The organism is Chitinophaga filiformis (assembly GCF_021646545.1).
Lineage (GTDB): Bacteria > Bacteroidota > Bacteroidia > Chitinophagales > Chitinophagaceae > Chitinophaga > Chitinophaga filiformis_A.
The window spans coordinates 1,140,584-1,155,643 of record NZ_JAKIRP010000001.1; the positions used below are offsets into that span (position 1 = coordinate 1,140,584).

At 46.7% G+C, this 15,060-nt stretch carries 8 protein-coding genes; 4 read left to right on the forward strand and 4 right to left on the reverse strand.

Features of this window, described 5'->3' with window-relative positions:
* Positions 1-77: 77 nt before the first annotated feature.
* The 3 genes from L3C95_RS04750 to L3C95_RS04760 all read left to right on the forward strand — a co-directional run bounded on the left by L3C95_RS04750 (position 78) and on the right by L3C95_RS04760 (position 7,039).
* Positions 78-1,715 carry a tetratricopeptide repeat protein gene (locus L3C95_RS04750; protein ID WP_236385601.1) on the forward strand — a complete coding sequence of 546 codons (1,638 nt, stop codon included), beginning with the start codon at positions 78-80 and terminating at the stop codon, positions 1,713-1,715.
* A gap of 1,414 nt (positions 1,716-3,129) precedes the next feature.
* Entirely contained in the window at positions 3,130-5,946 is a 2,817-nt protein-coding gene (locus L3C95_RS04755; protein WP_236385602.1) for a TonB-dependent receptor, read from the forward strand.
* 40 nt (positions 5,947-5,986) lie between these two features.
* Positions 5,987-7,039 (forward strand): phytase, encoded by a 1,053-nt coding sequence (locus L3C95_RS04760; protein WP_236385603.1) that lies wholly within the window; start codon positions 5,987-5,989, stop codon positions 7,037-7,039.
* Positions 7,040-7,105: 66 nt separating this feature from the next.
* Here the strand turns inward: L3C95_RS04760 and L3C95_RS04765 are convergent, their stop codons facing one another.
* From L3C95_RS04765 to L3C95_RS04780, 4 genes are all read right to left on the reverse strand, one after another.
* Positions 7,106-7,594, reverse strand: a complete 489-nt coding sequence (locus L3C95_RS04765; RefSeq protein ID WP_236385604.1) for a hypothetical protein — start codon at positions 7,592-7,594, stop codon at positions 7,106-7,108.
* Between the two features lie 339 nt (positions 7,595-7,933).
* Positions 7,934-10,363, reverse strand: a complete 2,430-nt coding sequence (locus L3C95_RS04770; protein ID WP_236385605.1) for a TonB-dependent receptor — start codon at positions 10,361-10,363, stop codon at positions 7,934-7,936.
* Between the two features lie 95 nt (positions 10,364-10,458).
* Complete coding sequence (locus L3C95_RS04775; RefSeq protein ID WP_236385606.1) at positions 10,459-12,204, reverse strand: N-acetylmuramoyl-L-alanine amidase; 1,746 nt, start codon at positions 12,202-12,204, stop codon at positions 10,459-10,461.
* 84 nt (positions 12,205-12,288) lie between these two features.
* Complete coding sequence (locus L3C95_RS04780; protein WP_236385607.1) at positions 12,289-14,082, reverse strand: acyl-CoA dehydrogenase family protein; 1,794 nt, start codon at positions 14,080-14,082, stop codon at positions 12,289-12,291.
* A gap of 71 nt (positions 14,083-14,153) precedes the next feature.
* Here L3C95_RS04780 and L3C95_RS04785 point away from each other — a divergent pair, with 71 nt between their 5' ends.
* A complete protein-coding gene (locus L3C95_RS04785; RefSeq protein ID WP_236385608.1) occupies positions 14,154-14,957 on the forward strand; it encodes an alpha/beta fold hydrolase in 804 nt (267 codons plus the stop codon).
* Positions 14,958-15,060 lie beyond the last annotated feature (103 nt).

Consider the following 15,060-nt stretch of genomic DNA (forward strand, 5'->3'; position numbering starts at 1 on the left):
CGGGAGAATCCAATTGCCGGCTCCGGTTAACAATAAGATAACATTAAACCCGTTCCTTTGCGCTTTACCTGTTGATTATGTTAGTGATGCGTTCCCTTTTACTGCTGATATTAAGCGGGCTGCTGTCGGGTGGATTGTTTGCGCAGAGCGACAAACTCTCCCGATTACAGCTACCGGATCAGGATGATTATGAGCAGATAAAGCCGGATTCTACATTCCTGGCCCTAAAAGAAGCTTACAACCGGGCAGTGGAAAAGAAAGAGCCCCTGGCGGCGGCCAGGTGTCTTGTTCAGATGGGGCAGATCTGTTTCCACCTGGGTCATTTTCCCCAGGCACTGGACTATCATCTCCAGGCCAGTGACATTTTCCGGAAAGAAGGCGCACAGCAGCAGCTGGCCGGCAATCTGAACGACATCGGGATGTTATATTATTATAACAAACAGCCGGAGCTATCCCACCGGCAATATGAAGATGCGCTCGCCATCTTCCATCAGCTGAACAATAAGACAGGAGTTGCGCTGACCTATGGAAAGATCGGCCACCTTTACGAAAAGCAACAGCGATATGACAGTGCCTTCCTGTACCAGCGCCGCGCACTGGCGGCCTACCTTTCTGTAGATGATAAACCGGGCATGTCCAAGATCTACGAGAACATCGGCAGCATTTATGAAGATCTTGGCCGGTACGATTCGGCTTCTTACTATTTCAACAGAGCCCTGGATTTGAATATACAGGGCGGAGAAAAGATCGCCCGGATCGAGATCCTGAACAACCTCGGAGATGTATGCCGTAAAACCGGTCAGTACGCGAATGCACTGGTACAAACCCGCCGGGCCCTGCTACTGGCGTTCGAGCTGCATGAGCAGCGGCAGCTAAGTGGGGCTTTCCGCGATCTTGGTAAAGCACATCACCTGGCTGGAGCTAATGACAGCGCCTTTTATTACCTGGAACTGAGCCGGCAATACCTGCTCGAAACGTATTCTGATGAGAACAGCAAACAGGTGGCTTTGTTGCAGACGGTCTATGACATTGAAAAGAAGAACAACGAGATAGAGCGGCTGCAGAATGCCCGTAAGACGAACCGGATCATCACCGCCGCTATCATCATCGTCATCCTCCTACTGGTGGCTATGGGAGTGCTGATCATTAGCCGGCAGCGCCTGAAGTTGCGTAATGAACAAATACTCCGGCAGCAGCACACGCAGATATTTGAAACGGAGAAAGAACTCATGGAGGCGGCTTTGCAGAATAAACAGTTGCAGGAAGGTAAGCTGAAGGAAGAATTAGAAGTGCGTTCCAGGGAACTGACTACACATACGCTGCATCTTATTCAGAAAAACCAGCTGCTGGAAGAATTGCGTGTCAGGTTGGATGAAATGGTGAAGGATGACAAACGCGATCAGAAGAAGCAGCTCAAACAGCTGCTAAGCCAGATCAATCATAGTTTCAATCACGACCAGTACTGGGTCGATTTCCGCAATATCTTCGAACAGGTACATCAGGCTTTCTTTGACAACCTGAAAAAGTATTGTGATACACTTACTGCTAATGACCTCCGCTTAGTAGCGCTTCTCAAGATGAATATGGAATCTAATGACATTGCCACCTTGCTGGGTATTTCCCAGGACAGTTTGCGTGTGGTGAGGTATCGTCTTCGGAAGAAGCTCAATCTTCAGCAGGGCGAGAGCCTGACGGCGTTTATTCAGAGTTTATGATTTTTTGCGGCATCGCTGTCTTCCGTCGCTTTGGGTTTGCGAGATGGCGTGCGCCTCTTCTGTTTTTATCGTTACGGTCTCTAAGGCTTCGGTTTCAGGAAAGGATTCTGGTCGGCGCCTCTTTGGTTTTTATTGTTACGGTCTTTAAGCCATCAGTTTTCCTCCGTTGCTTTGGTTTCAGGAAAGGATTGCGGTCGGCGCCTCTTTGAGTTGGATTTCTATTGAACATGATTAAGCGTATGGGCTTTGGAATCTTGATTATGCGACATCAAGCGTGTGTCAAAGAGCCGAAGGCCCGCAATTCCTTCCTGAAACCGCCCGCAACTTCAGGCTCCCAATTAGATTCCGATCTTATTAACGATCTGTTTATAATTAGCGACTGTAGACGGAAATATTGACGGGGGGCATACAATCAATATTGTCGTCAAACTAACGCTGTACAGGGACATGCTCTTCTCAAAACTGGTAAATGCAGTAAACAAAAGAGGACGATTTGTTGTGGAGACAAAAGGTTCATCAGTCAACTCGTCGTTATGAGCAGTATTCGTTGTAGGGAGTTGATATCCTGTTAGATATATTATATAAAATGACTATGTCAACTAAAATATTGACTAAGTCAGGGATTAAAATATTGGACATGTATGCTGACTTAAGACTAGATCTGCTCCGTGCGAGACCAGAGGGAAGGCATCGAGATAGTATTGATGTTATAGTTAGCAAGTATACGACCAGAGTAATAAGGTTTTATTTAAACTCTACCTAACTGTTGTCAGAGAAAGAAGGACTTTACCAATCATTGGGAGATCAGAACCGTAAGCGTTTCAGGAACACAAAACCGGGCCTTAGCTGTTTGGGCCACGCTTGATGCCGCCAAATAATATTCCCAAAGTTCATACGCTTGACAAAGCTGAACAGCGATTGCCGCCAAACAGGTACAGCCCGGTTTGTGTTACCTGAAACGGCAAACGGTTCGGGGTAACAATATCAAAGATTGCAATTAGCCAAACAGGATACAGCCCGGTTTGTGTTACCTGAAACGGCAAACGGTTCGAGGTAACAATATCCAAAGATTGCAATTAGCCAAACAGGATACAGCCCGGTTTGTGTTACCTGAAACGGTAAACGGTTCGGGTAACAATATCCAAAAGAGGAAATTAAAACAACAAACGTTCCGCAAAAGAGAAGGCAAGCAGCACTTAACATTCGCTTAATGTTACGGTAATATTTTCTTAACTGACATTCTGTTACGCTGATTGTGATTGATAACCATATAGTTAAAGCGACTTTGTTTCACATGTTGCCTTGTTGTTCACGCCCATTGTAACGGTGTATCCTTTTTGTATACCCCTACAATTTGGCTTCAGGAATACCCAAATGCACCTTTGCGGAACAAACGGATTAACTCTCTACCAATATGCAAAAACTGTTATTCACTGTTTTCTTTTCCTGGCTAAGCATCATATGCTTCGGACAGACAACCGGACTGGTGACCGGCAACATTGTCGATAAGAACCAGCTATTATCGTTACCCGGTGCGACACTTAAATTAAAACCAGGTAATCACTACACCGTTTCCAACCAACAGGGTAAGTTCGAATTCCTGAGTGTACCTGCCGGTACTTACACCCTGGAAGTAACCTATATCGGTTATCAGACCTTCAGCCAGGAGGTGACCGTTGCCCCGGGCAAAGCCACTGATCTGAAGCTGAAAATGGAAGCTGGCGGCGTAGCCGGAAAAGAAGTACTGGTAATTGGGGACCGTCTCCGCGGACAAGCGAAGGCCCTGAACCAGCAGCGGAACAATCCTAATATCACCAATATCGTATCGGCCGACCAGATCGGTCGTTTCCCGGATGCGAACGTGGGAGACGCGATCAAGCGTATACCTGGTATCACTATGCAGAATGACCAGGGGGAAGCCCGTAATATTATAATCCGTGGTCTGGCGCCTGAGCTGAACTCCGTAAGCCTGAACGGCGACCGTATTCCTTCTGCTGAAGGCGACAACCGCCGCGTACAGATGGACCTCATCCCTTCAGATATGGTGCAGACCATCGAAGTGAATAAAACCCTGACACCTGATATGGATGCAGACGCTATTGGCGGTTCTGTAAACCTGGTAACACGCGCCGCTCCTAATGGCCCACGTGTTTCAGCTACCCTCTCCGGTGGTGTGAACCCTATCCGCAATAAAGCATTATATACCGGAAGCCTTGTACTCGCTAACCGTTTCTTTGATAGCAAGCTGGGTGCTGTACTGAGTGCGTCCTACAATAATAATGACTACGGTTCGGACGATATGGAAGCTACCTGGAGCAAAGATGATTTCGGAAACATCTTTACTTCTGAATCAGAAGTACGTAAATATAATGTACAGCGTATCCGGAGGAGTGCTTCTGCAGCACTGGATTATAAGATCAATGCAAAGAACACCATCTATGCGAATGCTATGTACAACTGGCGCGATGACAGGGAGAACCGTTATCGCCTGCGTATTACAGATATAGAGCCTGAATACGATGATAATGACGCTATTACCGGGTATGTTGGTTCCGTACGCCGCGAAACAAAAGGTGGTATTGATAACAGCCGTAACAAAAACCGCAGGCTGGAAGATCAGCGCGTTCAGAACTACTCCCTGCGTGGTGAGCACCTCCTGGGTAGTAAAGTAGACCTGGATTGGGCAGCAAGTTTCTCTACTGCCAGCGAAGACAGGCCTCATGAGCGTTATATTGAATACAGAGCGGATGATGGTCCGGTAAGTCTGGACCTGTCAGATAACCGTTTCCCGCTGGTGACTGCCAATTCACTGACTGACCAGGATTTTGCTTTCAAATCACTGTCAGAGAATCACGACTATACACGTGAGAATGAACTGGGCCTGAAACTGAACCTGCGTTTTCCTTTCAGCGTAGTACCTGGTCAGAAAGGCCGTCTGCGTGTAGGTGGAAGGCTGCGTCTGAAAGACAAAGAAAGAACGAATAACTTTTTCGAATATGAGCCGATCAATGAATTCGGTAATCTGGCGGAGATCTCCAATATCAAGATCAGCGGAAAGGGATATCAGCCAGGCGAGAAATACACTCCTGGTACATTCGTGATCAATACATTCCTGGGCGCTCAGCAGTTGGATGACGCAAGTAAATTTGAAAAGAGCGACAACCCGGCAGAATACCTGGCTGTTAACTTCAATGCAAAGGAAAGGATCACCGCAGGTTATATCCGCTGGGATCAGGACCTGACAAAACAGTTGTCAGTAATTGCCGGTGTACGTATTGAGAATACACATATTGATTATGAAGGTAACGTTGTGGCGGAGGAGGAAGAGCTGGAAGGAACACGTAAGGTACAGAACAGTTACACGAATGTATTGCCTGGTATCACTTTCAAATACAACGTGAATAATGATCTGGTACTGCGTGCGGCAGTCACTACTTCTATTGCCCGTCCTAACTACTACGACATCGCTCCTTATGTGAGCAGCGTTGCTGATGATGCAGAACTGAGCGCAGGTAATCCGGATTTGAAAGCTGCACGTGCATTGAACTTTGACCTGATGGCAGAACAGTACTTCAAGTCGGTAGGTATCCTGTCAGGAGGTGTTTTCTATAAGAGCATCAGTGACTTTATCTATACTTACAGAGATAATGCTTATACGCTGGAGAAATTTGCAGCAGACTATAAAGATGTAGCTACCAATCCTATTCCTGCGGGAGAAGAGTGGACTTATAAGCAGGCACGTAACGGTGATAATGTAAAAGTATACGGATTTGAAGTAGCCCTGCAACGTCAGCTGGATTTCCTGCCTGGCTTCCTGAAAGGTTTTGGTGTGTATGTGAACTACACCTACACCAAATCTAAAGCAGATGGTATTTACAATGCTGACGGCGACAAACGTACTGATGTAACTTTACCCGGTACTGCGCCGCATATGTTCAATGCATCTCTTTCTTACGAAAGCAGCCGTTTTACTGCAAGACTATCTGGTAACTATACCGCATCTTATCTCGATGAACTGGGTGGCGATGATTTCGACGACCGTTTTTATGATAAGCAATTTTTCCTGGATCTGAATGCTTCTTTTAAACTGACAAAACAGTTAAGGGTATTCGGTGAAGCCAATAACCTGACTAACCAGCCGCTGCGTTATTATCAGGGTATTTCTTCAAGAACGATGCAGGCAGAGTACTATCGTCCAAGATATAACTTCGGTCTGAAGTTCGATCTGTAATCATTGGAGGTTTGTTGTTTTATAAAAAAGGATAGAATACATGTTAAAAAATATATTGGCGCCTTTAAGTGGTCTGGTGTTGCTCGGGGCCTGTCAGGTGAACTCGGCAAAGACGGTAGTAAGGCAGGATGGCCTGAAGCCTGTGATCGTTACACAGGAAACAGGATATGATACAGATGATCCTGCCATATGGATCAATAAGGCAGATACGTTAAAAAGCCTGATCATCGGCACTGATAAGAATAGTGATGGAGGATTGTATGCCTTCGACCTGGAAGGAAAGATCGTCAACAAAGTACTGGGCTTGAAACGTCCCAACAATGTGGACATCGCTTACGGATTTAAATTAAATGGACAGCCGGTGGATATTGCCGTGCTGACAGAGCGTGAAACAAACAGCATTCGTATGTTCCGTCTTCCTGACCTTACACCACTGGATAATGGCGGTATTCCTGTGTTCCTGGGAGAAAAGGAGAGGGCGCCTATGGGCATAGCCTTATATACCCGTCCTGAAGATGCCGCCATCTTTGCCGTGGTGGGTCGCAAGAATGGCCCCGCAGATGGTTACCTCTGGCAATACCGGCTGGTGGAGGAAGGTGGTGCTGTGAAAGGCAGGCTTGTACGTAAGTTTGGCGCCTACAGTGGTAAGAAGGAGATTGAGTCTATCGCGGTGGATAATAAGCTGGGATATATTTATTATTCTGATGAAACAGTAGGTGTACGCAAATATGCAGCTGATCCTTCCAAATGGGATAACAAAGAACTGGCACTGTTTGCAAAGGAAGGATTTGCTTCAGACCATGAAGGGATTTCAATTTATCCCGCTACTGATTCAACTGGTTATATACTGGTATCTAATCAGCAGAATAACTCCTTCATGGTGTACAGAAGAGAGGGCGATAATGGTCATGCGAATGAACATACGCTTATTGCCGAAGTGCCGGTATCTACGCTGGAAAGCGATGGCTCAGATGTTACAGCAACGCCGCTGGGAAATAAATTCTCAAAAGGATTGTTTGTTGCGATGAGTAATGGTAAGGTGTTTCATTATTATTCCTGGGAGGATATTGCAGGGAAGATAGAGAAGAAATAAACAGGGGGAAAATATAAGGAAGAGCCGTCTCAAGTTGATTGAGGCGGCTCTTTGTTTGTTCATGTACTAAGTGGTAATAGAACCTGTAACATCAGTTATACCCGACATGTTCTTAGACAGTAAGGCAGACAGGAATTTCAGTCCTGTGGCACTCCATAATTTGCCATTTTCTGTTTGCCTGCATGGAGTCACCTCCTTATCGTTTATATAAATAAACATGCCAACCACATTGATATAACAATTACCTGCTGTTTCAAGATAGTTGATGGATGCAGCCTTCAGGCGTTCCTTCTGGGGAGCTGGAATATATCTCGCCACCAGCAACCATTTTTCCCTATCGCGGCCAAATTGCTGAATAATTGCTGGAAGATGCGTCTGGCGGATTTCGTTTTTAATTTCTACCAGTAAGTCGCAGTTCTGCTCACCAAGAGTAATTTGAACATATGCATCTGCAAGTGGATTAGGTGATAGCTTTTGCTTTATCTTTCCTCCGGTTAGCTTGCTGAAATTGGAGATGGTATCCCTTAATATGTCCGGTTCGTGTAGCTTGTTCATATTTTATTCATGTTCATGAATCATGAACAATCGAAATTGTTGAACAAATAGGGAATGGCCAAAAGTTTATTTAAACATTTTATGGCTGATAATGAATCGATTAGGAGGGGTATGGAAGTTTGCTCAGTTGCTTAAGCCCGCCTTTTTAGGTTCATGATCAGTTTACAGCGAAGCTTTGAAAGCGTTCTTTGCTTAAAATCTCTGGTATAAATACTGATCAGGATTGCAGACATATTCCAGAGGCTGGCGTCAAACAGGAAAGAATAGCTACTGTAGTATAAAAGAAACCGCCGTCTCAAACATTTAAGACGGCGGTTTCTTTTATACTTAATAAGCGTATTAGAACTTGAAAGCGATACTTCCCGTAATGCTTCTTGTCTTCTGCGGATTCATTGTAGAATAACCGATCCAGTAATGCTTATCTGTCAGGTTATCTACTTTTGCACCGATACGGAATTTGTTAGTATCGTAAGAGATACTTGCATTCAGTACAGTGTATTCGGGCAGCGTGAAGATACCTAGGGATGCAGAGTTAACTACTTTGGTTTCGCTGGCATAATTACCGCCAAAGCCGAAGTTCAGACCCCGGGTAGCGCTGATAGGCAAGTGATAGCTCAACCATAGGTTTGCAAGAACCGGAGATCCGGCCGTAGTCGGACGACGGCCTTCCACGTCAGCAGATGACTTTTCGTATTTGGAATCATTATACGCGAAGCCGGCTATGATGTTCAGGCCCTGGATCGGGTTAGCAATGATCTGTGCTTCAAATCCTTTACTGAGCTGTGTACCGTCCTGGATGTTGCGGAGCGGGCGTTCAGGATCTGTACGTACAATGTCTTTTACCTGGATGTCGTAGTAGCTGAAAGTACCGGTCAGTCTGCCATCGAAGAGGTCCATTTTCACCCCACCTTCAATCTGGTTAGCCTGTTCGGGTGTGAAAGCTTTTCCCTTGCTGGAATCATATCCTGCTACGTTTTTGAAACCATTCTGATAGTTACCAAATACGGACAGCTTGTCTTTAATAATCTGGTAAACAACACCAAATTTCGGAGATAAAGCCGTCTGGGTGTAACCATCAGCTCCTGTTTTACCTGTAGTATTATCGTAAGTGCCCTTGCGATCGAAATAATCGATACGCAACGCTGCCTGTACGGCCAGTTTATCTGTGATGTTCAGTACATCAGATGCATAAGCACTGTAAGTGTAAGCTTTGTAGATGACAGGATATGTAAAGGAGTAACCGCCATTCTGATAGATCTTGTCCATGTTGGCGCGGTTAAAACCATTGTAATCTGTGATAGTACCATGAGACGGAACGATATCATAAGTGCCGCCAGAGTAGTATTCATCTTCGTTCAGGAAAAAGAAGTCCAGACCACCTACAAAACGGTTTCTCATTTTACCGATCCTGAAGTCACCTATGAAGTTCTGTTGTATTTCAGTTATTCCTACTTTACTGTTATCGGTGAACTGGTCGTTACGTGAAATTGAATCGCCGGGCAGCAGGTAAAAATAAGGGCCAGCGCCATCAGAAAAACTGTTGGTATTGGTAAAGACTGTCTGTGATGTCCACTCGTCAGAGATCTTATAGTTCATGGTAGCAAAGAAGTTCATATTCCTTGACTTCTGTGTAAGATCCTCATTGAAGAAAGAGCGTTTATAGTCGACATTCACCTTATCAGCGCTCTGGGCACTCAAGCTGGACATCTTCAGGCCCCATGGGAAGAAGAAGATGGCATTACCTGTTCCTTCTCCGCTATAGAACTCGGCATCGAACAGGAAGGAGAGTCTGTCATTTACTTTATATGAAACGCTTGGTGCAAAAGCAAAGTTTTTATTAAAACCATTGTCCTGCCAGCTGTTTTCGTAAGTATATGCGGTGTTGAGGCGCAGCGCTACTTTGCCGGTTGAGTCAAGGGGTGTGTTGATATCTGCCTGCAGACGATTGTAGGAAAAGCTACCGCCAGCGTAAGTGATCTCTCCACCAAAGTGATCATATGGTTTTTTAGTGACACGGTTGATCAGACCTCCATAAGAAGTGAGTGTACTACCGAAAAGTGTAGCAGACGGGCCTTTGATCACTTCAATCCTTTCCAGGTTGGCAGCATCGATCTTGGCAGCCACATTACCTGCTACGCCATTGCGCAACTGGCTCTGTACGATAAAACCGCGGGAGCTGTAGTAAGAACCACCATCGCCGCTACGGTTGGTAGATTCCCATAGCCTGGCAATACCAGGAGCATTCCTCATTGCATCATCTACAGAGTATACCAGCTGATTCGCCATCAGGTCTTTGGTAATGGTTGTATATATCTGAGGGTTCTCTATATTGGCCAGGGGCAATTTGGATACATATTCGCTGCTGCGTTTCACCAGTTTATTCTGTGTACCGGTGATCACTACCTCGTTTAGTTCCTTACGCGAGATATCCAGCTGGAAGTCCAGGGTAACGGTCTGTCCTGAGGTGACAGTAACTTCTTTTATGATATTGGCGAAGCCAGGTTGTGATATAATGATCTGGTAATTGCCTGCCGGAACACCACGGAAAGCGAAACTACCTGCACCGTCCGTAGTGGTAGCATGTGTAGTCCCCTGGAGGATCACAGGTACATCTGCAGCCGGTTTCCCATCTGAGGTCTTTACTTTCCCTTTTATGATACCGTTGTTGTCTTCATTAAAGGAAGCCGCATTGGCTGCGGTGAAGAGAGCGAGCAGAACGACAAAAAATAGTAAAGCTGCTCTCGTATAATGGCCCGTAAACTTCATCATAGTATTTGCGTAGTTGAAAATCAGGCGCAAATTTGACGTAGTCAGCTTTACTTATCATATCGCATCGGGAAAAGTTTTTACTCAAAAGGGAAAAATTACCTGTCGTTCCCCGCCTGCTCCTGCAGAAAATCTTTGATACCCAGTACGATCTTGTCTGCCAGTACCAGCCGGAAGTTCTCATCGAGTATCCGGATCTCATCTTCCGGATAACTGAGGAAAAGTGTTTCTATGAGGGCTGTGGGCATCTCTGTAGGCATATTCAGGATGAAGTTGAAATTGGCGTTGTTCTTAAAATCGGCCAGTCCCGTTTCAAGGAGCCGGTTGTGGATGTGCCGGTTCAGGGGTTCACAGAAGGGATATTTATAGTAATTGGCGGTGCCTTTTACGTCTACCGGATTCACAGATGAATTCATGTGAATGCTCAACAGGAGGTCGGGCGCCAGCTGGCGGTAGTTATACAGACGGGCCTGGTTATCCACAAATACGTCGCTCACCCTGGTTGTGATGACATGGGCGCCCTCTTTCTCCAGGGCCACCTTCACCAACATTGCCATGTTCAGGGCCAGTTGCTTTTCGGCTACGCCCATAGCACCCGCGGTGCCGATATTCCCCCCTCCGTGACCAGCGTCTACTGCGATAGTCAGGTCTTTTAACTGGAGACTGGCGGGCTGGTGTTTGATCCGGATGGTGAGCCGGTTGCTGTCTGTGTAAAATATCTTGTAACCCCAGGGTTGGTTATGTGCCAGTGAAACTGCTATGCGGAACACATCAGGACTTACCTGTTTCCAGTCTATCCGGCTGATCTCTCCGGTGCTTTGCGTCTCCGGCAGAAAACCGGGTTCTGACATCGCGCCGTGGATGTCTACGACCAGTTTACCGGGATTTACTTCCTGGGTGGAGAGGTAAGGTAGTTTGTCGGCCAGGCCGACAGAGATGTAGTCGAATTGTTTATCACTCCATACCCGGGCCTCATTTACGATGCTCTGAGGAACGGGTTCTGTTACCGTCATGGTGTCCACCAGGCTTTCGGGTATATAAGCAAACTGATTGGCGCTGAGTTTTACCCGGAAGTGACTACCTTCTTTCCCGGTCACATGTAGCAGCACGTCTCCGTCGAGGTAGCCCATTTTCTCCGGGCCTAATCTGTCGCCTTCGGGAGAGATGGTCAGGTAGGTCTGATCATCGATAGTACGGGCTATTAGTTGCGTATTGCGTTGAAAAGTGTAACGGAATGAGCCGGGCAATACCGCTGTCTGCCCCTTATATTTCAGGTAAACATTGATCTTGCCATCCAGCATGGAATCGGCCTCCGTCAATACATAATACCCCTGGTAAAAGCCGGGTATACCACTTGTCTGAGCAGCAGGTAATTCCGGTACAGGCGTGCCATTGAACCAGCTGGCCTGTGCTCCGGGGTACCCCTTCATACGTACCCGTAAGGTATCGCCCGCAGAGAGAGTTGCATTGGTTTTAGGCGAGATATTCACATAGTCGATACGGAAAGAAGGCGTCACCCGCACTGGTGGCGGTGGATTGTAGTAAAAATGGTAAGTGCGTGATACAAATTTCCCGGAGCTGTCGGTAGCCGAAAGCACCATGGTCGTTTTCCCTGGTTTCAGATCACGCTTTAGTGCAAATACGCCATTGGGGTATACATGAATGCTGTCATTGTTCAGCAATACCTTGCAGTTCTCGCAGGTACGGCCTGAGAAATATTGTCTGGCGCTGCTGGAATTGATCTCTGTCCTGAGTGGTTGTGCCATCTTCAGGAATGCTTGTGCATGCAGTTGTAGACCTGTATATGCTGTTTGTATCAGTAGTAATAGTGCGAATCTCCTCATAGTCCCACGACAAAGTAATAAAAAAAATGCCACCCGCTCTTACGGATGGCACTCGAAAATATTGAAAAATTGCGATGGCGAAGCTTACCAGGCGTATTTATTTTCTGCGATCAGTTTATCAGCGATGCGTCTGCGTGCATCCCTGGTGTTAAACGGTGCGGTTTTGGTGAAACGTTTGATACCGAGTAGCATCATACGTTGTTCATCACCGCTGGCGAATGAATTGATGGCATCTTTTGCGTACTTGTTGATACGGTCAGCAGTATCGTTGATATAAGTACGAACGATATCCGCCTGAATGGCATTGGCGCTTTCACCTTCCAGCTCCACTCTTTTCAACAGACGCAGGAGCGCACTTTCTGCGGTGAACGTTTCGATGGCCATGTCAGCAATGTTCATCAGGATCTCCTGCTCATTCTGCAGGTCCTGCATGAGTTTCTGAACAGCGCCACCTGCTACGAGCAGAATAGCTTTCTTGAAATTAGCGACCGCTTTTTTCTCAGCGCTGAAAGGTGTTTCATCGTCATTGCCGAAATCAGGAATGCTCATCAGCTCTTTCATCACATTCATGGCAGGCGTCATGAGGTCCAGGCGGCCTTTCAGTGCACGTTTCAGTGTCATATCAAGGGCCAGCAGACGGTTGATCTCATTGGTGCCTTCGAATATGCGGTTGATGCGGCTGTCGCGGTAAGACTTGGAGATGACATATTCATCACTGAAGCCGTTGCCGCCATGTATCTGCACGCCTTCATCCACGGAGAAGTCCAGCGCTTCGGAACCATTTACTTTCAGGATCGCGCATTCCACTGCATATTCTTCTGCAGCACCCAGCAGGGCTTCTGCAAATGGTTTACCTGCTGCAACAAGTTCTTTTTCTTTCTCATCAATGAGTTGCGCGGTACGGTACAGGGCTGATTCACATACCCAGTTCCGGATCACCATTTCACCCAGTTTATGTTTGATAGCGCCGAAATTGGCGATAGGTTGTTTGAACTGTTCGCGTGTATTGGCGTACTGCACGGTGATGGTGGTGACCTGCTTCGCTGCACCAATGGCAGCTGCACAGAGTTTCAGGCGGCCGATATTGAGGATGTTGAAGGCTATGAGGTGACCTTTACCGATCTCTCCCAGCACATTTTCCACGGGCACTTTAGCATCCTGGAAATAGATCTGCCTGGTAGAAGATCCTTTGATGCCCATTTTATGTTCTTCCGCTCCCAATGTGAACCCCGGAGTATCTTTGTCTACGATGAACGCCGTGAAATGTTCGCCGTCAATTTTGGCGAATACAGTAAACACATCTGCGAAACCGGAATTGGTGATCCAGCATTTCTGCCCGTTCAGCAGGTAGAATTTGCCGTCGTCCGACAGTTTTGCAGTGGTTTTGGCGCTCAGCGCATCTGAACCTGAGTTGGGCTCCGTCAGGGCATAGGCGCCTTTCATCGCTCCGCTGGCAAGGGAAGGAATGTATTTCTGTTTCTGCGCTTCTGTACCGAAGTACAGGATAGGTAAGGAACCGATACCGGTATGCGCGGCCATGGCAACAGAGAAAGAGTGGCCGGCGCCGAGCGCTTCGTTGATCAGTGTAGCGGTAACAAAATCTTTTCCGAGTCCGCCGTATTCTTCCGGAAAGGCAGCGCCCAGCAGGCCCAGTTCACCTGCCTTGTCCAGCAGGGAGGGCATCAGGCCTTCTTCCAGTTTGTCAATACGGTCAAGTACCGGGGTAACTTCTTTGGTTACAAACTGCTCCGCCATTTCTCTGATCATACGTTGCTCTTCGTTGAAATCTTCGGGTGTAAAGACTTCGTTGGCAGGGGTTTCTTTAACGAGGAATTCCACGCCTTTCAGTGCGTGTTTGTTATCAACTGTAGCGTCCATCCTGAATTTTTTTGGTCTTATTGTAATTTACTTAGTTTAGGCCAAACGGCAAAAGTTGATACATTTGTGCCATGTCTTCCTTTTTTTTCCCATATCGGAAAAGCCATTTCCATACGATCAGCGATGGAACAGGGGAGGAATTGCTCATCTGCCTGCATGGTTTTGGTGAAAATGCCAGCAGCTTTAGCCGTCTGCATTACACACTGGGACAGCATTTTACTATTGTAGCGCTGGATATGCCCCTGCACGGACTGACGGAGTGGAAGGAAGAACGGGCATTTGAACCGGAAGATCTGAAAGCAGTAATACTACTCATTCTGGAGCATTACGGTTTTTCCACTTTTTCTCTGATGGGGTATAGTATGGGTGGCCGCGTGTCTTTATGTATTGTGGAGCTGCTCGCGGAAAAGATAGATCGTTTATACCTGCTGGCGCCGGATGGGCTGAAAGATAATTCCTGGCACATGTTCGCCACCCGGACGCGTACCGGCAATAAACTGTTTAAATACTGTACCTATCATCCACAACTGTTCTTCGGATTACTGCATACCTGGCGGGGACTGCGTTTTATCAGCAAGGGACTGCATAAATTCACTTTCAACAGTATGAACAGTCTGGAAAAGCGGGAACGCGTGTATTTTGTGTGGACCTGCATGAGCAGGATGATGCCGGACAGAAAACGGTGCAAACAGCTGCTGAAGAAGCATAAGATACAGACACTTCTGATGTTCGGAAAATACGACCGGGTAATCCCTCCAGTGCTGGGTGTGCGCTTTATGGATGGTACTTTTCCCTGTGAAATGCTGGTAATGGAGAAGGGACATCACCTGATCGGTGAAGATGCAGCGGAAGCTATTAAAAACCATAGTTTTTAGAAATCAACAACATACAATCATCTGCAGATACATGATCTGCAGCCTATCGTCTCGGCTATGTATATTATTCTATCGATCCTGTTCCTATTAGGTCTTGTTTACG